A 23,076-nucleotide genomic window follows, 5' to 3' on the forward strand; every position below is an offset into this window, starting at 1 on the left:
GTTAACCTCCATCGCGAGCAAGCTCGCTCCTACAGGGTATGGGCCTGCGCGGTCCGAAAACCAGGCGAAAACGCCAGTTTTAACTTCACCCTTGTAGACCGTCTTGCCCACCCCCATATTGGGGCGACTGACGCGTGAAGGAATCCAACTTGAGCGAACTTCTCAACCGCCGCCTGGCCCTGCTCGGCGAGCGCGCTAACCTCTCTCTGCTCGAACAGTGCCTTCACGGCATCGAACGTGAATGCCTGCGCGTGACCGGCGAAGGTCGTCTGGCGCAAACGCCGCACCCGGAAGCATTGGGTTCCGCGCTGACCAACGAACAGATCACCACCGACTATTCCGAGTCGCTGCTGGAGTTCATCACTCCGGCCCTGCCCGACCCGGCGGACACGCTGGCGAGCCTGGACAGCATTCACCGTTTTGCCTACAGCAAGCTCGGCAACGAGTATCTGTGGAGCCCATCGATGCCGTGCCCGTTGCCGGCCGAGGAAGACATCCCGATCGCCTATTACGGCACGTCCAATATCGGGCAGCTCAAGTATGTGTACCGCAAGGGTCTGGCCCTGCGTTACGGCAAGACCATGCAATGCATTGCCGGCATCCACTACAATTTTTCCCTGCCGGAAAAACTCTGGCCGTTGCTCAGGCAGGCCGAAGGCTTTGTCGGCACCGACCGCGATTTTCAGTCGTCGTCCTACATCGCGCTGATCCGTAACTTCCGCCGCTACAGCTGGTTGCTGATGTACCTGTTCGGCGCCTCGCCGGCACTGGACGCCGGCTTCCTGCGCGGTCGCTCGCATCAGCTGGAGCAACTGGACCCGAACACCCTGTACCTGCCGTACGCCACCAGCCTGCGCATGAGCGACCTGGGTTACCAGAGCAACGCCCAGGCCGGCCTGACGCCGTGCTACAACGATCTGGCCAGCTACACCGACAGCCTGCGCAAGGCGGTGGCCACACCCTATGCGCCATACGTCGAAGTCGGCACCCACCAGGATGGCGAGTGGGTACAGCTCAACACCAACATCCTGCAGATCGAAAACGAGTACTACTCCAACATCCGCCCGAAACGCGTGACCTACACCGGCGAGCGTCCTATCCAGGCGTTGATGGCCCGGGGCATCCAGTACGTCGAAGTGCGCTGCCTGGACATCAACCCGTTCCTGCCGATGGGCATCGACCTCACCGAGTCACGCTTCCTCGATGCGTTCCTGCTGTACTGCGCGCTCAACGACAGCCCGCTGCTGACCAACACCAGTTGCGGCAACGCGACTTCGAACTTCCTCAGCGTGGTCAAGGAAGGCCGTCGTCCAGGCCTGCAACTGCAACGGGATGGCCATCCGGTCGACCTGAAGGAATGGGCCGGCGAGTTACTGGAGAAAATTGCGCCATTGGCCGCGATGCTCGACCAGAGCCATGGCGGCGATGCCCACAGCAAGGCGCTGGACGCCCAGATGGCCAAGGTCCAGGACTCGTCCCTGACGCCGTCGGCACAGGTATTGGCGGCCATGGCCGAGCACAAGGAGAGCTTTGCCCAGTTCTCCCTGCGCCAGAGCCAGGCCCACGCCGAGTTCTTCCGTAGCGAGCCGTTGCCGGCTGAGGAGCAGGCGAGGTTTGAAGAGCGGGCGCGTTCGTCGCTGGCTGAGCAGGCTGAGCTGGAGCAGAACGAAGTCGGTGATTTCGATGTGTTTGTCGGGGCGTACCAGGCGAGCATTCTGGCGATCAGCAACTGACCATCAAACACAGCTCCCCCCTGTGGGAGTGGGCTTGCTCGCGAATGCAGAGTGTCAGGCGACTTTACTGCGACTGACACACCGCTTTCGCGAGCAAGCCCGCTCCCACAGAGAGCATGATCCGCTGACCTCCACAGATTGTTCCCCTCATAAGCTAATTCGAAAAAGTTATTTATTTTCGAATTCTTAGATCATTTAGTCTCTTTCTCACGCCGACATTCGGTCGCCTGACAAGGAGCTTTCTGATGAAACTGACTTTCCCTCTACGCTTGCTGGCGGCCGCTTCCTTGGCGACAGCGAGTTTCCTGGCCCAAGCGGCCGACGTCACCGTCGCCTACCAGACCACCGTTGACCCGGCGAAAGTCGCCCAGGCCGATGGCGCCTACGAAAAAGCCACCAAGGCCGATATCAGCTGGCGCAAATTCGACAACGGTGCCGACATCATCGCCGCCATCGCCTCCGGCGACGTGCAGATCGGCTACCTCGGTTCCAGCCCCCTGACGGCGGCCATCACCCGCAAAGTCCCGGTGGAAACCTTCCTCATCGCCACCCAGATCGGTGCCGCCGAAGCCCTGGTGGCTCGCGACGGTTCCGGGATCAAGACCCCGCAAGACCTGATCGGCAAAAAGATCGCCGTGCCGTTCGTGTCCACCGGCCACTACAGCCTGCTCGCCGCGCTGAAGCACTGGAACATCGACCCGTCGAAAGTCACCGTACTCAACCTGGCTCCGCCAGCGATCATTGCCGCCTGGAAACGTGGTGACATCGACGCCACTTACGTCTGGGATCCGGCACTCGGCGTGGCCAAGGAAAACGGCAAGGTACTGATCACCTCTGGCGAGCTGGCCAAATTCGGCGCACCGACCTTCGATGCCTGGATCGTGCGCAAGGACTTCGCCGAGAAGCACCCTGAAATCGTCACCGCGTTCGCCAAAGTGACCCTGGACGCCTACGCCGACTACCGCAAAGACCCGCAAGCCTGGCTCGCCAACCAGGGCAACGTCGACAAGCTGGTAAAACTGTCCGGAGCCAAGGCCAGCGACATTCCGCTGCTGCTGCAAGGCAACGTCTACCCGCTGGCAGCTGACCAGGTGATCACCCTCGGCGCGCCGACCACCAAGGCCATCACCGACACCGCCGCGTTCCTCAAGGAGCAAGGCAAGGTCGAGGCGGTACTGCCGGACTACGCGCCGTACGTCAGCGCCAAGTTCATCACCAACTGATCGGGAGTTCATTGCGATGGCTTTGCTACAGCTGGAGCGCATCAGCGCACAGTACCCCGGCAGCCCTACACCTGTGCTGGCGGATATCTCCCTGAGCCTGGGGCCCCGGCAGCTGCTGGTCGCCCTCGGCCCGTCCGGCAGTGGCAAGACTTCGCTGTTGAACCTGATTGCCGGTTTCGTCGATCCCAGCACCGGGCGCATCACCCTCGACGGCGTGCCCGTCAAAGGCCCGAGTGCCGAGCGTGGCGTGGTGTTCCAGGACGACGCGCTGCTGCCGTGGCAAGACGTGCTGGCCAACGTAGGCTTCGGCCTTGAACTGGCCGGCATCGCCCGGGACAAGCGCGAGGCCCGCGCCCGGGAAATGCTCGCCCTGGTCGATCTTTCCGGTTTTGAAGACCGCCGCATCTGGCAGCTTTCCGGCGGCCAGAAGCAGCGCGTCGGCCTGGCCCGTGCCCTCGCCGCCGACCCGCGCGTGTTGCTCATGGACGAACCTTTCGGCGCCCTCGACGCGTTCACCCGTGAACAGATGCAGGAGCTATTGCTGCAAGTCTGGCAACGCACCGCCAAGCCGGTGTTCCTGATTACCCACGACATTGAAGAAGCCGTGTTCCTCGCCACCGACCTGATTCTGTTGGCGCCGAACCCGGGGCAGATCGTCGAGCGCCTGAGTCTCGACTTCGGCCAGCGTTATGCCGCCGGTGAGTCGGCACGGGCAATCAAGTCCGACCCGCGCTTTATCGAAACCCGCGAACACGTACTCGCCAAAGTGTTCTCCCAACGCAGCGCCGCCACGCGGCAGGAGCGCGCATGAGCAGTTACGAAATTCCCGCCGCAGCGACAAGGCCAGGCACTCCCGTGACTGCTACACGACGCAGCTTGAGTACTCGCTGGATCAGTGTGCTGACACTGGTCGCTCTGATTGTTTTCTGGTGGGTCGTAACGGCAACCGGTTTGATCGAGCCGCTGTTCCTGCCACCACCCTCCGCCGTCCTGCAAAAAGGCTGGCTGCTGGCGACCTCCGGTTACATGGATTCAACCCTGTGGCAGCACCTCGGCGCGAGCCTGGGGCGCATCGGCCTGGGCCTCGGCTTTGCGATTCTCACCGCCGTGCCGGTGGGAATCGCCATCGGCGCCAACCGCATCGCCCGTGGCGTGCTCGACCCGCTGATCGAGTTCTACCGGCCGATTCCACCGCTGGCCTACCTGCCACTGATCGTGATCTGGTGCGGCATCGGTGAATTGTCGAAAGTGCTGCTGATCTACCTGGCAATTTTCGCCCCGATCGCCATCGCCACCGCGACCGGCGTGCGTACCGTCGACCCGGCGAAATTGCGCGCCGCACAATCCTTGGGCGCGACGCGGGCGCAGTTGATCCGTCACGTCATTTTGCCGAGTGCCTTGCCGGACATCCTGACCGGTGTGCGCATCGGTCTCGGCGTAGGCTGGTCGACGCTGGTCGCCGCCGAACTGATCGCCGCCACCAGCGGTTTGGGCTTCATGGTGCAGTCGGCCGCACAGTTCCTGGTCACCGATGTGGTGGTACTGGGGATTCTGGTGATCGCGCTGATCGCCTTCGCGATGGAGATGGGCCTGCGCGCCCTGCAACGCAAACTGGTGCCGTGGCATGGCCAGGCTCACTGATAACTGAACTCCCCCCTGTAGGAGCGAGCTTGCTCGCGATAGCAATGCGACAGGCAACACTACTGTGATTGATTCACCGCCATCGCGAGCAAGCTCGCTCCTACAAGAAAGCTCGACCCCGAATTGAAGAGAACCACCATGAGCCACCTGACTATCGTCCCCCTCAGCTCCGCGCTCGGTGCACAAATCAGCGGCATCGACATCAGTCAGCCGCTGAACGTTGAACAGCGCGACACCATCGAGCAGGCACTGCTCAAGCATCAGGTGCTGTTCTTCCGCGACCAGCCGATCACGCCCCAGCAACAGGCGCGATTCGCCGCGAATTTCGGCGACCTGCACATTCACCCGATCTACCCCAATGTGCCGGAACAACCGGAAGTATTGATCCTCGACACCGCCGTCACCGACGTGCGCGACAACGCGATCTGGCACACCGACGTGACCTTCCTGCCGACCCCGGCCCTGGGCGCGGTGCTCAGCGCCAAGCTGCTGCCGGAGTTTGGCGGCGACACGTTGTGGGCCAGCGGGATTGCGGCGTATGAAGCCCTGTCGGCGCCGATGAAAACCTTGCTCGAAGGGCTGACCGCCACCCACGACTTCACCCGCTCATTCCCGCTGGAGCGCTATGGCAACACGCCCGAGGCGCTGGCCCAATGGGAAGAAGCACGACGCAAGAATCCGCCGCTGTCACACCCGGTGATCCGCACGCACCCGGTCAGCGGGCGCCGCTCGCTGTTCGTCAATGAAGGCTTCACCTCGAAGATCAACGAACTGTCGGAAACCGAAAGCGAGGCGATTCTGAAGTTTCTGTTTGCCCACGCCACGCGACCTGAATTCACCATTCGCTGGCGCTGGCAGCAGGACGACATCGCGTTCTGGGATAACCGCGTGACCCAGCATTACGCGGTGGATGATTACCGGCCGGCGCGGCGGGTGATGCAGCGGGCAACGGTTTTGGGGGATGTGCCGTTTTTTAAGTAAACCCTGATGTCTTGAATGGCCGGTCTGGCCTCTTCGCGAGCAAGCCCGCTCCCACATTTGGAATGCGTTCCAATGTGGGAGCGGGCTTGCTCGCGAAAGCGATCTGAAAGGCGCAAAAGAATCTGGCGCCTAACACTCACTCAGCCGTCGAAGGCTTCTCCCAAAGATTGATCCCGCCCTCCTGGGCAAACCGGTCAATCTCCGCCAGTTCCTGCGCACTGAAGCTCAGGTTCTTCAACGCCCCGACGTTCTCGATGATCTGCTCCGGCCGGCTCGCACCAATCAATGCCGAAGTCACCCGTGGATCACGCAGGGTCCAGGCCAGCGCCAGTTGCGCCAGGCTCTGGCCACGCTGCCGGGCGATTTCGTTGAGTGCTCGCACCTGGGCGATGTTGGCCTCGGACAAGTGCGACGCCTGCAACGAACCACCCCCAGGACGATTGACCCGCGCATCCGTCGGCACACCGTTGAGGTACTTGTCGGTCAGCAATCCCTGCGCCAGCGGCGTGAAGGCGATCACGCCCGTGCCGAGTTCGTCAGTGGTGTCCAGCAAGTCTTTTTCAACCCAGCGATTGAGCAGGTTGTAGGCCGGTTGGTGGATCAGCAACGGGACTTTCCATTCCTTGAGCAACGCGGCCATTTCACGGGTTTTCACCCCGGAATAGGACGAGATGCCGATGTACAGCGCCTTGCCCTGTTGTACCGCTGTCGCCAGTGCGCTGGCGGTTTCTTCCAGCGGCGTGTCCGGGTCGAAACGGTGGGAGTAAAAGATGTCGACGTAGTCCACGCCCAGGCGTTGCAGGCTCTGATCGAGGCTGGCCAGCACGTACTTGCGCGAACCGCCGCCCTGACCGTAAGGCCCCGGCCACATGTCCCAACCGGCCTTGCTGGAGATGATCAGTTCGTCACGATACTGCTTGAAGTCTTCGCGCAGTAGACGGCCGAAGTTGATCTCGGCGCTGCCATACGGCGGGCCGTAGTTGTTGGCCAGGTCGAAATGGTTGATGCCCAGGTCGAACGCCGTGCGCAGTAACGCGCGCTGGGTATCGATCGGCGTGCTGTCGCCGAAGTTGTGCCACAGGCCCAGGGACAGCGCCGGCAGCACCAGCCCACTGCGGCCCACACGGCGATAAGGGATGGAGTCGTAGCGGTTTTCGGCAGCGGTGTAAGTCATCGAATCCTCTCTTGTCTGTCTTGAATCTGGTATCGACTGCTTCGCCAGTCGCCCAGCATACGCCCGCACGGACGGCAAAAAACCGGGGATTCGACTAAATGCTGAATCGTTTCACAAAAAATTGATCAGCCCGCAGAATTCAACAAAACCGCGACAGGCTTGCGTGATCAGGGTCGACAGGAACAAAGTCGCCAAAGCAACGAAGATGCGATAGCTATCGCAAGGAGGGAAGCCGCCATGCACACCACGATCATCATCACCTTCGGCCTGGCCTTGCTCGCCCTGATGCTGTTCATCGGCGAGAAGATCGGCTTCAGCCGCCAGACCCTGACCTACGCGTTTGTGCTGCTGTGGCTGGCGCTGACAGTGATCAACGGTGCCATCGGCGTGGTGAGCGCCGGCCAGTCGTTGAGTACGGAACTGGGGATCGGCACGGTGGTGTTCAGCATTCCGGTGGCGGCGCTGGTGTTGTTCATGGTGCTGAGCGCCGAGGGCTGAAAAGCCCCGGCGCCCTGCCCGCGATCAACGCACCAGATGCAGGAACTGCATGTGTCGTTCGTACTGGTCGAGGATATCGTTGATGATCTGTTCCTTGGTGTAACCCACCAGATCGTAGTCCTGGCTACCCTCGCTCAAATGCACTTCGGCCCGGTAGTAACGGCGATTGTTGAGTTGCTTGGAGCCCATGCCGCCGCGGGCAAACGATGGTGTGAAATAACCGCGCATCTGCACTTGATAAACGAACGGATGCTGATCGCCATGGCCGATTTCCAGGCTGACGCTGTCATTGGCCGGGCCCGGGTGTGTCGCTACGTGCAAACCCTTTTCGATGAACACGGCAGACACCTCTTCAATCGCCGGGCGCACCGTCGTATCGAGGAAGCGATAGACCTCATCCCGCGAAGGGAAATGCACCGCCTGGCTCAAGCGCTGACGCCAGCCGCCCTTGCCACGTCGGGACCCCGAGACCGGCGCCAGTGAATGCATCTGCGCAATCCGCTTCTGCGATTCCAGGTAAAACGCCTTGTGCAGCCCCCACATCATCAACAGCAAGATCAACGAGAACGGCAGCGAGGTCAGGACCACCGCCGACTTCAACGCATCGATGCTGCCCGAGAACAGCAATGCACTGGTCACCAGCGCAGTCATTGCACCCCAGAACACTCGCAGCCATTTCGGCCCGTCTTCATCGTGAGTGCCGCCCTTGGCGGACAGCGTCGACAGCACCACCGTGCCGGAGTCGGCGGAGGTGACGAAAAACACGAAGCTGATGAACACCGTCACCGCGATGACGGTTTTGCTCCACGGGTAGGTTTCCAGCAGCAGGTAGAGCGTCATCGACGGGTTGTCGATGGCCGACATGCCGAGCGCGCTCATGCCATGGTTGAGCACTTGATCGATGGCGCTGTTACCGAAGATCGACATCCACGCCAGGGTGAAGCCAAGTGGAATCAGCAGCACGCCGAAGACGAATTCGCGGATCGTCCGGCCACGGGAAATGCGCGCGATGAACAGCCCCACGAACGGCGACCAGGCAATCCACCAGGCCCAGTAGAACACGGTCCAGCCGCCCAGCCAGTCGCTGGGTTTGTCGTAGGCGTAAAGGTCGAAACTCTTCATCGGCAAGGCGCCGAGGTAATCGCCGAGGTTCTGGATCAGGGTGTTGAGCAAGTGCTGCGTGGGGCCGGCGAACAACACGAACAGCAACAGCGCACAGGCCAGCAGCATGTTGATGTCGGACATGACCCGCATGCCCTTGTCGACGCCGGATACGGCAACGATGATCGCCGCCCCCATCATCAAGGTGATCAGGCCGACCTGAATCCATTGGGTATGGGCGATGCCGAACAGGTAGTCCAGGCCCGAGTTGAGGTGCAACACGCCGAAGCCCATGTCGGCACCGAGGCCGAACACCGTGGCAATGATGCCGAAGCCATCCACGGCATAGCCGATGGGGCCATTGATGCGCTTGCCGATCAGCGGGTACAGCGCCGAACGCAGGGCCAGTGGCAGGTTATGCCGGTAGGCAAAGTAGGCCAGCGCCATGCCGACAAAGGCGAACACGCCCCAGCCATGCAGACCCCAGTGCAGAAACAGAATCTGCATCGCCTGGCGCGCCGCATCCGCCGTACCCGCCTCTCCTTGCGGCGGTTGCAGCATGTGGGTCAGGGGCTCGGACACACAGAAGAAAAACAGGGTGATGCTGATCCCCGCGGCGAACAGCATGCCGGCCCAGGACAGATAACTGAATTCGGGTTCGTCGTGGTCGGCACCGAGCTTGATCTTGCCGTAGCCGGACAAGGCGGTGACCACCACGAAGACCAGATACAGGGTCATCGCCAGCAGGTAATACCAGCCGACCGTGTTGGCCGCCCAGTTTTGCGCCGCCAGCAACCAGGCACCGGCCTGCTCGGGCATGGCGATGACAACGACACCAAACAACAGAATGAAACTCGCCGAGAACCAGAACACCGGCGGATTCATGCGGATCAGACCGCCTTGAGGGATGGACGATGCACTCATGTACGGTGCACCTCGAAGGGTAGAAACGTGGCTGTGGAAATCGGACTCAGCAAAGGCAAGCCTCCTGTTGTGAGCGGGCAGCGAACCGCCGGTTTAACTTGAATGAACGTTCAAGTTAAACATGGATAGGGGGCTAAGGACTAATCGCAGGGCTGGGCGGTACTGGTTGTACGCTAGTTCAAGGGAGGAAATACGGGGGATTTAGAAGCTTCGTCGGAACGCCGCCCGGAGCAAGCTCGCTCCTACAGTGGATCCGGGTTGAACACAAAAGCCGTGAACGACAGAAAACACTGTGGGAGCGGGCTTGCCCGCGAAGAGGCCAGACCAGTCAAAGGAGATTCAAAGGCCTACTTCTGCGCCCCATCATCATGCTGCAGATTCGCCTGGGTCAGGTTACTGCCCGCCGGCACGCTGCGGGTCAACCAGACATTGCCGCCGATGGTCGAGCCCTGACCGATGGTGATCCGCCCCAGAATCGTCGCCCCGGCATAAATCACCACATCATCCTCGACGATCGGATGCCGCGGCTGGCCCTTCTGCAACTGACCGTCTTCGTCGGCCGGGAAGCGCTTGGCCCCCAAAGTCACCGCCTGATAAATCCGCACGCGCTCGCCGATGATCGCGGTTTCGCCGATCACCACGCCGGTACCGTGGTCGATGAAGAAACTGCGGCCGATCTGCGCACCAGGGTGAATGTCGATGCCAGTGGCCGAGTGGGCGATTTCCGCACTGATCCGCGCCAGCAACGGCAGCCCGGCACGGTACAAATGGTGGGCCAGGCGATGATGGATCACCGCCAGAATCCCCGGATAGCACAACAGCACTTCATCGACACTGCGCGCCGCCGGGTCGCCGTGATAGGCCGCCAGTACGTCGGTGTCCAACAGGCTGCGCAACCCAGGCAAAGCGAGGGCGAAGTCCTGAATGATCTGGATGGTCTTGGCTTCGACTTCGGTATCGGCCTGGGCACTGTGGCGCGCGGCGTAGCGCAATTCGAGCCGCGCCTGGGCCAACAGCGCATTTAATGCCACATCCAGCGTGTGACCGACGTAGAAATCTTCGCTTTCTTCGCGCAGGTCAACCGGCCCCAGGCGCATCGGGAACAGCGCACCGCACAAGGCTTCGAGAATCTCCGCCATGGCTGCCCGGGAGGGCAGTTCGCGACCGCCCTGCTCGCCGCTGGCCCGGCCGTTTTGTGCACGCCACTGTTCACGCGCCGTGCGCAGCTGGCTGACGATGGTCTGCAATTGCCAATGGCTGGAACGCTCACTCACGGTAAAAACTCCTCACGGGCGACCGGACTGTCTGGCCGCACTGACGGCAATTACTTTACGGCAAGGGTCGCAAGGCAAATTAAGAACCAATAGTGCTGTGCTCAGTTCGTTTGGCTATAAGCGATTGGCGGTTGCCCAGGCTTTGGGGCGTGCCTATAGTCCTGAGATCTTCAACGGCCAGTACGGACCCATGATCAAACAACAGCTCGCCCGCTTTAACCGCCTCGACCTGCTCGGTCAGCCCACCGCCCTGGAAAAACTTGAACGCCTGTCGACCTGGCTGGGTCGCGACGTGTACGTCAAGCGCGATGACCTGACGCCGCTGGCGATGGGCGGCAACAAGCTGCGCAAACTCGAATACCTGGCCGCCGATGCACTGGCCCAGGGTGCCGACACCTTGATCACCGCCGGCGCGCTGCAATCGAACCACGTGCGCCAGACAGCTGCCATTGCCGCCAAGCTCGGTCTGGGCTGCGTAGCCCTTCTGGAAAACCCCCTCGGCACCGATGACAGCAATTACACCGGCAATGGCAACCGGCTGCTGCTCGACTTGTTCGATGCCAAGGTCGAACTGGTGGAAAACCTCGACAACGCCGACGAACAACTGCAAGCCCTGGCCGGCCGGCTGCGCAGCAACGGCAAGAAGCCGTACCTGGTGCCGATCGGTGGCTCCAACGCGCTGGGTGCCCTGGGTTACGTGCGTGCCGGGCTGGAACTGGCCGGGCAAATCAAGGACACCGGCCTGACCTTCGCCGCCGTAGTCCTGGCCTCGGGCAGCGCCGGTACCCACAGCGGCCTGGCACTGGCCTTGAGTGAAGTGCTGCCGGATCTGCCAGTGATCGGCGTGACGGTCTCGCGCAGCGATGAAGATCAGCGGCCCAAGGTTCAAGGCCTGGCCGAACGCACCGCCGAGCTGCTGGGCGTGAACCTGCCGGAGGCTTTCAAGGTCGAGCTATGGGATGAGTATTTCGCCCCGCGTTATGGCGAGCCGAATGCCGGAACACTGGCGGCGGTGAAGCTGCTGGCGGGCCAGGAAGGCTTGCTGCTGGACCCGGTCTACACTGGCAAGGCCATGGCGGGCTTGCTGGACGGAATCGGGCGTCAGCGTTTCGATGAGGGCCCGATTATCTTCCTGCACACCGGCGGGGCGCCGGCGTTGTTTGCGTACAAGGATTTTCTGTAGGAGCGAGCCTGCTCGCGATGGTCGTCAACGATAACGCTGGCAACCTGACACCCCGCGGTGCCCTGTCGTCCATCGCGAGCAAGCTCGCTCCTACAGTAAAAACGCAAGCTATTCCAAAAAAGAATAACCAGAAGATTAATTATTATTTTCTAATCTAAAAACGCCATCATATAGTCACGCTGCAGGCGAATTTGCAGCGAGACGCATACGCTGCTTTAAGGCAGGATAGCGCTGTCGTCAAAATCCCGAATTTGCCAACTTTCCTTAAGCGTCTTCCATAAGAAAACACAGGGGCTTGTCATGAATTTTTCCGCACTACGTCGCAATCTGCTGGTGGGCTCGCTGGGCCTGGCACTGAGCGCTGGCCTGATTGGCCAAGCCGTTGCCGGTGAGCAACTGCAAAAAATCAAAGACGCCGGCGTGATCAACGTTGGCCTGGAAGGCACTTACCCACCGTTCAGTTTCGTCGACGCCGACGGCAAACTGGCCGGCTTCGAAGTCGAGTTCTCCGAAGCCCTGGCCAAAGAGCTGGGCGTGAAGGTCAAGCTGCAACCGACCAAATGGGACGGCATCCTCGCCGCCCTGGAGTCCAAGCGCCTGGACGCGGTCATCAACCAGGTGACCATCTCCGAAGAGCGCAAGAAGAAGTATGACTTCTCCGAGCCGTACACCGTTTCCGGGATTCAAGCGCTGGTGCTGACGAAGAAGGCCGCCGAGCTGAACATCAAGTCCGCCGCTGACCTGTCTGGCAAGAAAGTCGGCGTAGGTCTGGGCACCAACTACGAGCAGTGGGTGAAAGAAAATGTGCCCAAGGCTGACATCCGCACCTACGAAGATGATCCGACCAAGTTCCAGGATCTGCGTGTCGGCCGCATCGACGCCATTCTGATCGACCGCCTGGCCGCGCTGGAATACGCCAAGAAAGCCAAGGACACCACCGCCGCCGGTGATGCGTTCTCCCGTCAGGAAGCCGGCATTGCCCTGCGCAAAGGCGAGCCTGAACTGCTGGCAGCCGTGAACAAAGCCATCGACAAGCTGCGCGCCGACGGTACGCTGAAAAAGCTTTCGGAAAAATACTTCAGCGCTGACGTCACTCAATAATGGAAGAAGCTTTTCAACTCGCACTGGACTCCGTGCCCTTTCTGCTCAAGGGCGCGTACTACACAGTGATCTTGAGCCTGGGCGGGATGTTCTTCGGCCTGGTGATGGGGTTCGGCCTGGCGTTGATGCGCCTGTCGCGTTTCAAACTGGTGAGCTGGATCGCCCGCATCTACGTGTCGTTCTTTCGCGGCACGCCGTTGCTGGTGCAACTGTTCGTGATCTATTACGGCTTACCGCAATTGGGTCTGGAACTCGATCCGCTGCCGGCGGCCCTGATCGGCTTCTCGCTGAACATGGCCGCCTACGCCTGTGAAATCCTGCGTGCCGCGATCAGCTCCATCGAGCGCGGCCAGTGGGAAGCTGCTGCCAGCATCGGCATGACCCGTGCGCAAACCCTGCGCCGGGCCATCCTGCCGCAGGCAATGCGCACCGCATTGCCGCCGCTGGGCAACAGCTTCATTTCGCTGGTCAAGGACACGGCGCTGGCCGCTACCATCCAGGTGCCGGAACTGTTCCGCCAGGCGCAACTGATCACTGCCCGTACCTTCGAAATCTTCACCATGTATCTTGCCGCCGCACTGATCTACTGGGTCCTGGCCACGGTGCTGTCGCACCTGCAGAACCAGTTGGAAGCGCGGGTCAATCGGCACGACCAGGAGTCCTGACCCGATGATTGTCGTGGAAAAACTGACAAAGCAGTTCAAGGGTCAAGTCGTGCTCAACGGCATCGATCTTGAGGTCAAGGAAGGCGAGGTGGTAGCAATCATCGGCCCAAGCGGTTCGGGCAAGACCACCTTCCTGCGTTGCCTGAATTTTCTGGAAGAACCCACCAGCGGCCGGATCAAGGTCGGTGATATCGAGATCGATACCAGCCGTCCCCTGAACCAGCAGCAGAGTCTGGTGCGGCGCTTGCGCCAGCACGTAGGTTTCGTGTTCCAGAACTTCAACCTGTTCCCCCATCGCACCGCCCTGGAAAACGTCATCGAAGGCCCGATCGTGGTGAAAAAGACCCCGCGCGCCGACGCCGTTTCCCTGGGTAAAAAGCTCTTGGCCAAGGTCGGCCTGGCGGGCAAGGAGGACGCTTACCCGCGTCGCCTCTCCGGTGGCCAGCAACAGCGCGTGGCGATTGCCCGGGCGCTGGCGATGGAGCCCGAAGTGATCCTGTTCGATGAGCCGACCTCGGCCCTCGACCCGGAGCTGGTGGGCGAGGTGTTGGCGACCATCCGCGGCCTGGCCGAAGAGAAACGCACCATGGTGATCGTCACCCACGAAATGGGTTTTGCCCGGGACGTGGCCAACCGGGTGGTGTTTTTCGACAAGGGCGTGATCGTCGAGCAAGGCGAAGCGAAGGCGTTGTTTGCCAACCCGAAAGAAGAGCGAACCAAACAGTTCCTGAGCAAGTTCCTGAATAACGCTCACAACTAACAACCCTGCACAACAACGGTAAACTTCCATGGATGGAAGTGACACCCCTCGAAATACACCTCATAAATACCAAACAAAACTCATCCATTCGACACGCATATCCTGTACGCACACGCGGTACATATATATGCATCGCAACAATTAAACAGTGCTGAGCCAATCAGGCTCCTCATGGCAGGACTGCGCCTACGACTTGCACAAAAACGCCTGTATCTCGCCGTTTTCAGCAGACAAATACGACACGCGGACATGGTTTATTTACTTGGGAGTGTAGGAACTTTCTGAATAGCAACACACACCAATCATAACTAATATTTCTTATTGACACCTGATCTTCATGGCTCTTATCTAGTCTCCTGCCAGCAACATTCATCACGCTTGAATCATTATTTCAACTCGAAGTAATGAATGGTTTTTTTCGCTTCGATTTTTAGTTTTTTGATATTCCAGAAACGGACTTCGTTGCAAGACTTCAAGGAGACTTCATGAAAAGCACCTCGAACAAATCCGCGCTTGCGGCCCCGACCCTGGCGCAATCCAACAAGACCGGCATCAACGTCACTTGCGCGGCGCACCTGCTGATCGATGTGGCGCCCTACCCCGCCATGGATGCAGGCGACCTGATAGAACTGTTCTGGGACAACTGCTACGTGGCCTCCCGCGTACTGACGGCCAACGATGTCGGCCAACCGGTGCAGCTAAGGGTGCCTGAAAGTTTTGTCGCCAACGGTACTTCGAGCATTCACTACCGGGTCATGCAAGTTGGCCGGGGCCCGGCGATATCGGCCAGCCGCAACGTGCAGATCAAACTCGACTGCCCGGGCGGCCAACCCTCCGCGTTGTGCGGCGATGAAAACCAGTGCCTGGCACCGGTGAACATTCCCGAGGCGATTCGCCGTCAGGGGGTCAATACGAGCCAGGTCAAACGCGGTGTTCCCTTGACCATCGAGCCGTACCTGAACATGGCCGTCGACGACGAAATCACCCTGCGCTGGGGCGATGTGCGCATGGACCTGCCACGACTCGAGCCCGCCGATGTCGGCCAACCGATCCAGGTCTGGATACCGCCAGCCATCATCCTCGAAGCCGGCGAAGATCTGCGGCTGGAAGTGACCTACTGCATTCTCGACAGGGTGGGCAACAACTCCCGCTGGGCACCGCCCCGCACGCTAAAGATCGGTTGCGCCAATCCTTATCTGAAAGTCCCCCCGAAAAAAATGCTCAAGGCAGCCGAATCCCGCAAGCAATGAATACAGGGGCCACTCACATCAGCGGGATCATCCTTCTATCCATATTCCTAAAAGTTAGTTCATAAATTATTTATACGCGTTTAGGGTATATACACCGGACCACCGGACATTCTTGTTTTCATGCGCCGCCACAAGCGGCGCTTCCATGAGATGTGAGGTAGGTATGGTCCGGAACACAATCACCCCAGTGCAGATCGCCAGGGCATTGCGTGCAGCCAAGGAGCGGCACTGATGTCCAGTCTGGCAGATGCAATCGTCCAGAGTGACCTGGACGTCGCCCCCCTGTTGTTGCCCGCACAAGTCTTGCGCAACGATGCCCAAGCCATCAAGGCCGCCCACGAGCTGGCGCAAGCCGCCCGCTTGCAAGCGGCCAAACGAGACCAGCAGCGCAAGCTCCCATGGTCTGAAATCGAACAGTTCACCCGCAGCGGCCTGGGCAGCATTTCCATCCCCCGCGAGTACGGTGGCCCGCAAGTTTCGTTCGTCACCCTGGCCGAGGTCTTCGCGATCATTTCCGCCGCCGACCCGGCGCTTGGGCAGATCCCGCAGAACCAGTTCGGCATTCTCAACCTGATCCTCGGCAGCGCAACCGAAACGCAGAAACAACAACTGTTCAAAAGCGTTCTTGATGGCTGGCGCATCGGCAATGCCGGGCCGGAACGCGGCACCAAAAACACCTTGGAACTGAAGGCACGCCTGACCGCCGACGGTGTCCTCAACGGTCAGAAGTTCTATTCCACCGGTGCCCTGTTCGCCCATTGGGTCGCGGTCAAGGCATTGAATGACGACGGCAGGCAGGTGCTGGCGTTCATCCGTCGTGGCACGCCGGGATTGCGCATCGTCGATGACTGGTCCGGTTTTGGTCAGCGCACCACCGCCAGCGGCACGATTTTGCTCAACAACGTGCGAGTCGACTCCGAACTGGTTGTGGATAACTGGAAGATCAACGACACGCCGAACATTCAGGGGGCCGTCTCCCAACTGATTCAAGCGGCCATCGACGCCGGTATCGCCCGAGGCGCCATCGACGACGCCATCGACTTCGTGAAAACCCGCGCCCGGCCATGGATCGACGCCAAGGTCGAGCGGGCCGGTGATGACCTGTACGTGATCGCCGATATTGGCAAGTTGAAAATTGAATTGCACGCCGCCGAAGCGCTGCTGCGCAAGGCCGGACAGGTGCTTGATCAGGTCAGCGCCGCGCCGCTCACCGCCGAGTCAGCCGCCCGCGCCTCGATTGCCGTGGCCGAAGCCAAGGTGCTGACCACCGAGATCTCGCTGTTGGCCAGTGAAAAGCTGTTCGAACTGGCCGGCAGCCGCGCGACCCTCGCCGAATTCAACCTCGACCGTCACTGGCGCAATGCCCGCGTGCACACCCTGCACGATCCGGTGCGCTGGAAGTATCACGCCATCGGCGCCTATCGCCTCAACGGCACGTTGCCTAATCGGCATTCCTGGATCTGACGACCAGACATCTGGAGAACAACATGACAAATTATCAGCACGTCGCGGTCATCACCAGCGATGAACAAGCCCTGATCATTGCCAGCGACCTGGCCGAAGACTTCAAACGCGACAGCGCCTTGCGCGACCGCGAGCGCCGCTTGCCACACCCGGAGCTGGAAGTGTTTTCCCGCTCGGGCCTGTGGGGCATCAGCGTGCCGAAAGAGTATGGCGGCGCCGGCGCTTCCAACGTCACCCTGGCCAAGGTCATCGCATTGATTGCCCAGGCCGACGGCTCGCTTGGGCAAATCCCGCAAAACCATTTTTATGCCCTCGAAGTGCTGCGGGTGAACGGCAACCACGAGCAGAAAAAACGTCTTTATGCCGAAGTATTGGCCGGCCAGCGCTTCGGCAATGCATTGGCCGAACTCGGCACCAAAACCGCCCACGATCGCGTCACCAGCCTGACCCGCGACGGCAGCGGCTATCGCATCAATGGTCGCAAGTTCTACGCCACCGGCGCGATTTACGCCCAGCGCATTCCCACCTCGGTGGTGGATGAAAATGGCGTGCAGCAACTGGCGTTCGTCCCGCGCAACAGCAAGGGCCTGAGTGTGATCGACGACTGGAGCGGCTTCGGCCAGCGCACCACCGGCAGCGGCTCAGTGGTATTTGAAGATGTGTTTGTTGCCGCTGACGATGTGATCCCCTTTCAAAGCGCCTTCGAGCGCCCTACCACGGTTGGCCCACTGGCGCAGATCCTCCATGCCGCCATCGACACTGGCATCGCCCGCGCCGCGTACGAAGATGCGCTGCACTTCGTGCGCACGAAAACCCGGCCATGGATCGACGCTACCCACGAAAAAGCCACGGACGATCCGCTGACCCTCAAGAGCTTCGGCCACCTGAGCATTCGCCTGCACGCCGCCGAGGCGCTGCTGGAGCGTGCGGGCGAATACCTCGACAAGGCCCAGGCCGACACCCATGCCGAGACCGTCGCGGCCGCGTCGATTGCCGTCGCCGAAGCCCGCGCCATCAGCACAGAAATCTCCCTGGCCGCCGGCAGCACGCTGTTCGAACTGGCCGGCAGCCAGGCGACCTTGATCGAACACAGCCTCGACCGTCACTGGCGCAACGCCCGGGTGCACACCCTGCACGATCCGGTGCGCTGGAAGTACCACGCCGTAGGTAATTACTACCTCAACGATGAAAACCCGCCACTGCGGGGGACCATCTGATGGCTGCCACTAAAAAGAAGATCCTGCTCAACGCGTTCAACATGAACTGCATCGGGCACATCAACCATGGTCTGTGGACCCATCCGCGAGATAACTCGACTCAGTACAACACCCTCGAATACTGGACCGAACTGGCGCAGTTGCTGGAGCGCGGGCTGTTCGACGGCCTGTTCATCGCCGACATCGTCGGGGTCTACGACGTCTATCAGAACTCGGTGGACGTGCCGTTGAAAGAGTCGATCCAGTTGCCGGTCAACGACCCGCTGCTGCTGGTGTCGGCCATGGCCGCGGTGACGAAAAACCTCGGTTTCGGCCTGACCGCCAACCTCACCTACGAAGCGCCGTACCTGTTCGCCCGACGCCTGTCGACACTGGATCACCTGAGCCGTGGCCGGGTCGGCTGGAACATCGTCACCGGCTACCTCGACAGCGCCGCCAAAGCCATGGGCCTGAGCGAACAGGTCGAGCATGACCGTCGCTACGACCAGGCCGACGAGTACCTGGAGGTGCTCTACAAACTCTGGGAAGGCAGTTGGGAAAACGGCGCGGTGCTGAACGATCGACAGCAGCGGATCTACGCGCAGCCTGAGAAAGTGCACAAGGTCGAGCACAAGGGCGAGTTCTATCAGGTCGAGGGTTATCACCTGTGTGAACCCTCGCCGCAGCGCACGCCGGTGCTGTTCCAGGCCGGCAGCTCGGATCGCGGCTTGCTGTTCGCCGGGCGCCATGCCGAGTGCGTGTTCATCAGCGGCCAGACCAAGGCATCGACCAAGGCGCAGGTGGACAAGGTGCGCGCCAGCGCCGTCGCCGCCGGACGCAACCCCGAGGACATCAAGGTGTTCATGGGCCTGAATGTGATCGTCGGCGCCACCGAAGACCTGGCCTGGGCCAAGCACGCCGAATACCTGAGCTACGCCAGTGCCGAAGCCGGCGTGGCGCATTTTTCGGCGTCCACCGGGATTGATTTTTCTCAGTATGAAATCGACGAACCGATCCAGTACGTAAAGAGCAACGCGATCCAGTCCGCCACCAAACACCTGCAAAACAACGACTGGACCCGGCGCAAATTGCTCGAACAACACGCCCTCGGCGGTCGCTACATCACCGTAGTGGGTTCCCCGGAACAGGTGGCCGATGAGCTGGAATCGTGGATCGCCGAAACCGGGCTGGATGGCTTCAACCTGACCCGCATCGTCACGCCGGAAAGCTATGAGGATTTCATTGAACTGGTGATTCCCGAGTTGCAGCGGCGGGGGTCGTACAAGACGGCGTACGACAGCGGCACCTTGCGTCAAAAGCTGTTTCAGCGAGAGGCGTTTTTGCCTGAGCAACATACCGGCTCGGCTTACCGCCGCTAAAAGCTTCGCGAGCAAGCCCGCTCCCACAGGGGAATGCATTCCAGATGTGGGAGCGGGCTTGCTCGCGAAGAGGCCCCACCAGACACCAAAAAATCAATGCACTGACTGGAAAACTCATCATGAAAAAGCACTACCTCTCTCACCCAGTCAAAGCACTGGCCCTGGCCCTCGGCCTGTTCAGCTCGGTGACATTCGCCGCCGACGCGCCGCTGAAAATCGGCACCACCGCCGCCTTCGCCATTCCCCTGGAAGCGGCCGTCGAAGAGGCCTCCAAACAAGGCCTGAAAGTCGAGCTGGTGGAGTTCACCGACTGGATCGCACCGAACGTCAGCCTCGCCGCCGGCGACATCGACGTGAACTACTTCCAGCACATCCCGTTCCTGGAAAACGCCAAGGCCGCTTCGGGTTTCGACCTGGTGCCTTTCGCGCCGGGGATCATCAACAACGTCGGCCTCTATTCGAAAAAATACAAAAGCTTCGACGAACTGCCGCAAGGCGCCAGCGTGGCCATCGCCAACGATCCGATCAACAGCGGTCGTGGCTTGCAGCTACTGGCCAAGGCCGGGCTGATCACCCTCAAGCCCGGCGTCGGCTACAAGGCCACCGAAGAAGACATCATCGCCAACCCGAAGCACATCAAGATCCTCCAGGTCGAAGCCGTACAACTGGTGCGAGCCTATGACGATGCCGATCTGGTGCAGGGCTACCCGGCCTACATTCGCTTGTCGAAAACCTTCGATGCGGGCTCCGCGCTGCTGTTCGATGGCCTCGATCACAAGGAGTACGTGATTCAGTTCGTGATCCAGCCCAAGAGCAAAACCGACCCGCGCCTGATCAAGTTCGTCGATATCTACCAGCACTCACCCGCTGTGCGCGCCGCGCTGGATAAAGCTCACGGCAAGCTCTATCAAGCCGGCTGGGAAAGCTGAGCATGACCGCCGCCATCCAACGGCGACTGGAGATTCCAGAGCCGCAAAGTGCCGAACGCACCGAGCTGCATCCCGAGCTGAACCATGCCCACGTCCGCTTCATCGGCCTGGGCAAGACCTACAACGGCCAGCAAGGGCCGGTGGCTGCCCTGCACGGCATCGACCTGGCAATCCAGCGCGGCGAAGTGTTCGGCATCATCGGCCGCAGCGGCGCCGGCAAGTCGTCGCTGATCCGTACCATCAATCGCCTGGAGCAACCGAGCAGCGGTCGGGTGCTGATCGATCAGGTGGACATCGGCGAGTTCGACGAAGACCGCCTGGTGGCGCTGCGTCGGCGCATCGGCATGATCTTCCAGCACTTCAACCTGATGTCGGCCAAGACCGTTTGGCAGAACGTCGAACTGCCGCTGAAAGTCGCTGGCGTGCCCAAGGAACAACGCGAGCAGAAAGTCCGTGAACTGCTGGAACTGGTCGGCTTGCAGGCCAAACACAAGGCTTACCCGGCGCAATTGTCCGGCGGGCAGAAACAGCGCGTGGGCATTGCCCGGGCGCTGGTGCATGACCCGCAGATCCTGCTGTGCGACGAAGCCACCTCGGCACTCGACCCGGAGACCACGCAATCGATCCTCGGCCTGCTGCGCGAGATCAACCGGCGCCTGGGCCTGACCATCGTTTTGATCACCCATGAGATGGCGGTGATCCGCGAGATCTGTGATCGGGTGGTCGTGCTCGAACACGGCGGAATCGTCGAGCAAGGGCCGGTGTGGGAAGTCTTCGGCAATCCACAGCATGAGGTCAGCAAGACGCTGCTGGCGCCATTGCAACACGCATTGCCGCCAGAGCTGCAAAGCCGTCTGTTGGCGCAAGCGACATCCGCCGATGCCGCCGTGGTCCTGCGCTTGCAGTTCACCGGCAGCCAACGCGACGAACCGGACCTGGCGGCATTGTTCAGTGCGCTCGGTGGCCAAGTGCGCTTGCTGCAGGGCGGCGTGGAACGGATTCAGGGCCATGCGCTTGGGCAACTGCTGCTGTCGGTGGCGGGCTCATCCCTCAGTGCCGAAGAGTTGCGTCAACGCGCCGGCCATTGGGCGCAACAGGTGGAGGTACTGGGTTATGTGGTTTGATCGCTTGCTGCAGGGTTTTATCGACACGTTCCTGATGGTCGGCGTGTCGTCGTTGATCGCGCTGTTGGCGGGCATTCCGCTGGCTGTGATCCTGGTCACCAGTTCCAAGGGCGGCATCTACGAAGCCCCGGCGCTGAACCGCGCGCTGGGCGCATTCGTGAACTTGTTCCGCTCGGTGCCTTTCCTGATCCTGATGGTCGCTTTGATTCCGTTCACGCGGCTTATTGTCGGCACCACTTACGGCGTCTGGGCGGCCGTGGTGCCGTTGACCATCGCGGCTACACCGTTCTTTGCGCGGATCGCTGAAGTGAGTTTGCGCGAGGTCGATCACGGACTGATCGAAGCGGCGCAAGCCATGGGCTGCCGGCGTTGGCACATCGTCTGGCATGTGTTGTTGCCGGAAGCCCTGCCGGGGATTGTCGGCGGGTTCACCATCACCCTGGTGACGATGATCAACTCCTCGGCCATGGCCGGGGCGATTGGTGCAGGTGGGTTGGGGGACATTGCGTATCGGTATGGGTATCAGCGCTTTGATAGCCAGATCATGCTGACGGTGATTGTGCTGCTGGTGGCGTTGGTGGCGGTGATTCAGTTGGGGGGTGATCGGTTGGCGCGGGGGTTGAATAAACGCTAACGCTGTAGGAGCGAGCTTGCTCGCGATGGAGGTCAACGATAACGCGGGGAACCTGATTCCCCGTGGCGCCCTCAGGCTTTTCGCGAGCAAGCTCGCTCCTACAGGAGTGGCGATCCTGGTGATATTTCGTACAAAGAAATCAGCGTTTCCGAAGGCCTGTTCCCTTTCCTTTGCAGGACATTTCCTAGATCATTTCGCTCGCTTGCGCCTGCCAAATCCGGTGGCTAGTCTCGGCCCGTCACTGCTCATCAGTGATCGGGTTTAGTCGCCCGGATCTTTCCAGGCGCACAGCGCCACCTCGTGTCAGGTGTTTATTACCTGAAAGTTATGGTGGCTGTGCGCAGGGCACCCTCGGGTGCGCCGGTATTGCCTGGAGACCGGTCGACTAACCTGCGTGCAGCCGCCACCCCTATTCGTTTAGTCGCGATATCGGTTGGCTCCAATTAATTCCAGGAGTTTTACCAATGAAGAAATCCGTTCCCGATCCACCTCCCGAAAATCCCGACAACGAAACCATCACCGAAGACCCGCTCAGGGATCGATCCTCGCTTTACCGCGCCATTGATTTCCACCTCACCGGCAAGCAACCCTCAGCGCCCGATGAACTGCGCTTCTACAACGTCAGCAAAGACGTGAGCTTCGAAGACACCCAGCTCTATGTTGCCGATCTGCTGCGTTGCGCTTCAGTCACGGCGTATCAGTGTGGCGATCAACTCAAGGGGGCTGATCGTGCAATGGTGTTCTCGATCTGGCATCTGCTGGAGATTGCCAAGGCGATGGTGGACCACTCCATTGAATGTCTGGGGATGAAAAAAGGCTGAGTCATTTGTTGTCAGTTCCAC

Annotated in this window: 21 protein-coding genes; 18 read left to right on the forward strand and 3 right to left on the reverse strand. The window is 60.6% G+C overall.

All coding sequences use genetic code 11. From position 1 onward, the window contains the following. Positions 1-149: 149 nt before the first annotated feature. The 5 genes from gshA to tauD all read left to right on the forward strand — a co-directional run bounded on the left by gshA (position 150) and on the right by tauD (position 5,578). Positions 150-1,733, forward strand: coding sequence for a glutamate--cysteine ligase (gene gshA, locus ACEN8Q_RS22060; RefSeq protein ID WP_413425040.1), 1,584 nt, complete (start codon positions 150-152; stop codon positions 1,731-1,733). 245 nt (positions 1,734-1,978) lie between these two features. Beyond that, a complete protein-coding gene (gene tauA, locus ACEN8Q_RS22065) occupies positions 1,979-2,956 on the forward strand; it encodes a taurine ABC transporter substrate-binding protein (protein WP_413425042.1) in 978 nt (325 codons plus the stop codon). A 16-nt stretch (positions 2,957-2,972) separates the two neighbouring features. Then, positions 2,973-3,767 (forward strand): taurine ABC transporter ATP-binding subunit, encoded by a 795-nt coding sequence (gene tauB / locus ACEN8Q_RS22070; protein ID WP_413425044.1) that lies wholly within the window; start codon positions 2,973-2,975, stop codon positions 3,765-3,767. Continuing rightward, entirely contained in the window at positions 3,764-4,597 is an 834-nt protein-coding gene (gene tauC / locus ACEN8Q_RS22075; RefSeq protein WP_413425046.1) for a taurine ABC transporter permease TauC, read from the forward strand. The genes tauB and tauC overlap by 4 nt, the downstream gene beginning before the upstream one ends. 138 nt (positions 4,598-4,735) lie before the next feature. After that, entirely contained in the window at positions 4,736-5,578 is an 843-nt protein-coding gene (gene tauD, locus ACEN8Q_RS22080; RefSeq protein ID WP_413425048.1) for a taurine dioxygenase, read from the forward strand. 136 nt (positions 5,579-5,714) lie between these two features. Here tauD and mgrA read toward each other — a convergent pair whose 3' ends face one another. Continuing rightward, positions 5,715-6,752 carry an L-glyceraldehyde 3-phosphate reductase gene (gene mgrA, locus ACEN8Q_RS22085; protein ID WP_057399192.1) on the reverse strand — a complete coding sequence of 346 codons (1,038 nt, stop codon included), beginning with the start codon at positions 6,750-6,752 and terminating at the stop codon, positions 5,715-5,717. 237 nt (positions 6,753-6,989) lie between these two features. Between mgrA and ACEN8Q_RS22090 the strand changes: the two genes are divergently transcribed. Then, positions 6,990-7,250 (forward strand): hypothetical protein, encoded by a 261-nt coding sequence (locus ACEN8Q_RS22090; protein ID WP_413425051.1) that lies wholly within the window; start codon positions 6,990-6,992, stop codon positions 7,248-7,250. Between the two features lie 24 nt (positions 7,251-7,274). Here the strand turns inward: ACEN8Q_RS22090 and betT are convergent, their stop codons facing one another. After that, complete coding sequence (gene betT, locus ACEN8Q_RS22095) at positions 7,275-9,236, reverse strand: choline transporter BetT (RefSeq protein ID WP_413425088.1); 1,962 nt, start codon at positions 9,234-9,236, stop codon at positions 7,275-7,277. 386 nt (positions 9,237-9,622) lie between these two features. Next, positions 9,623-10,549, reverse strand: coding sequence for a serine O-acetyltransferase EpsC (epsC, locus tag ACEN8Q_RS22100; protein WP_057399186.1), 927 nt, complete (start codon positions 10,547-10,549; stop codon positions 9,623-9,625). Between the two features lie 190 nt (positions 10,550-10,739). Here epsC and ACEN8Q_RS22105 point away from each other — a divergent pair, with 190 nt between their 5' ends. The 12 genes from ACEN8Q_RS22105 (at position 10,740) to ACEN8Q_RS22160 (ending at position 23,055) form a co-directional block, all read left to right on the forward strand. Then, positions 10,740-11,732 (forward strand): D-cysteine desulfhydrase, encoded by a 993-nt coding sequence (locus ACEN8Q_RS22105; RefSeq protein WP_413425053.1) that lies wholly within the window; start codon positions 10,740-10,742, stop codon positions 11,730-11,732. Positions 11,733-12,032: 300 nt separating this feature from the next. Then, positions 12,033-12,833 (forward strand): cystine ABC transporter substrate-binding protein, encoded by an 801-nt coding sequence (gene tcyJ, locus ACEN8Q_RS22110; RefSeq protein ID WP_413425055.1) that lies wholly within the window; start codon positions 12,033-12,035, stop codon positions 12,831-12,833. Next, the gene (gene tcyL / locus ACEN8Q_RS22115) at positions 12,833-13,498 is read left to right on the forward strand and encodes a cystine ABC transporter permease (protein WP_007972897.1); all 666 of its coding nucleotides are present in this window, start codon (positions 12,833-12,835) and stop codon (positions 13,496-13,498) included. Before tcyJ ends, tcyL begins: the two co-directional genes overlap by 1 nt. Before the next feature lie 4 nt (positions 13,499-13,502). Next, on the forward strand, positions 13,503-14,258 hold the full coding sequence (gene tcyN / locus ACEN8Q_RS22120; RefSeq protein WP_413425057.1) for an L-cystine ABC transporter ATP-binding protein TcyN: 756 nt from the start codon (positions 13,503-13,505) through the stop codon (positions 14,256-14,258). A 485-nt stretch (positions 14,259-14,743) separates the two neighbouring features. Next, positions 14,744-15,508 carry a hypothetical protein gene (locus tag ACEN8Q_RS22125; RefSeq protein WP_413703739.1) on the forward strand — a complete coding sequence of 255 codons (765 nt, stop codon included), beginning with the start codon at positions 14,744-14,746 and terminating at the stop codon, positions 15,506-15,508. A 231-nt stretch (positions 15,509-15,739) separates the two neighbouring features. Next, on the forward strand, positions 15,740-16,972 hold the full coding sequence (locus tag ACEN8Q_RS22130) for an SfnB family sulfur acquisition oxidoreductase (protein WP_413703740.1): 1,233 nt from the start codon (positions 15,740-15,742) through the stop codon (positions 16,970-16,972). A gap of 23 nt (positions 16,973-16,995) precedes the next feature. Further along, on the forward strand, positions 16,996-18,189 hold the full coding sequence (locus tag ACEN8Q_RS22135; protein ID WP_413425063.1) for an SfnB family sulfur acquisition oxidoreductase: 1,194 nt from the start codon (positions 16,996-16,998) through the stop codon (positions 18,187-18,189). After that, the gene (locus tag ACEN8Q_RS22140; protein ID WP_413425065.1) at positions 18,189-19,547 is read left to right on the forward strand and encodes an LLM class flavin-dependent oxidoreductase; all 1,359 of its coding nucleotides are present in this window, start codon (positions 18,189-18,191) and stop codon (positions 19,545-19,547) included. The genes ACEN8Q_RS22135 and ACEN8Q_RS22140 overlap by 1 nt, the downstream gene beginning before the upstream one ends. A gap of 119 nt (positions 19,548-19,666) precedes the next feature. Next, positions 19,667-20,476, forward strand: coding sequence for a MetQ/NlpA family ABC transporter substrate-binding protein (locus ACEN8Q_RS22145; protein ID WP_102670668.1), 810 nt, complete (start codon positions 19,667-19,669; stop codon positions 20,474-20,476). Between the two features lie 2 nt (positions 20,477-20,478). Then, entirely contained in the window at positions 20,479-21,600 is a 1,122-nt protein-coding gene (locus ACEN8Q_RS22150; protein ID WP_413703741.1) for a methionine ABC transporter ATP-binding protein, read from the forward strand. Continuing rightward, entirely contained in the window at positions 21,590-22,234 is a 645-nt protein-coding gene (locus ACEN8Q_RS22155; RefSeq protein WP_007972909.1) for a methionine ABC transporter permease, read from the forward strand. The genes ACEN8Q_RS22150 and ACEN8Q_RS22155 overlap by 11 nt, the downstream gene beginning before the upstream one ends. Positions 22,235-22,698: 464 nt before the next feature. Further along, positions 22,699-23,055 (forward strand): DUF6124 family protein, encoded by a 357-nt coding sequence (locus ACEN8Q_RS22160; protein ID WP_413425071.1) that lies wholly within the window; start codon positions 22,699-22,701, stop codon positions 23,053-23,055. The last annotated feature ends 21 nt before the right edge of the window (positions 23,056-23,076 follow it).

The organism is Pseudomonas sp. Pseusp16 (genome assembly GCF_047324915.1).
Taxonomy (GTDB): domain Bacteria; phylum Pseudomonadota; class Gammaproteobacteria; order Pseudomonadales; family Pseudomonadaceae; genus Aquipseudomonas; species Aquipseudomonas fluorescens_CD.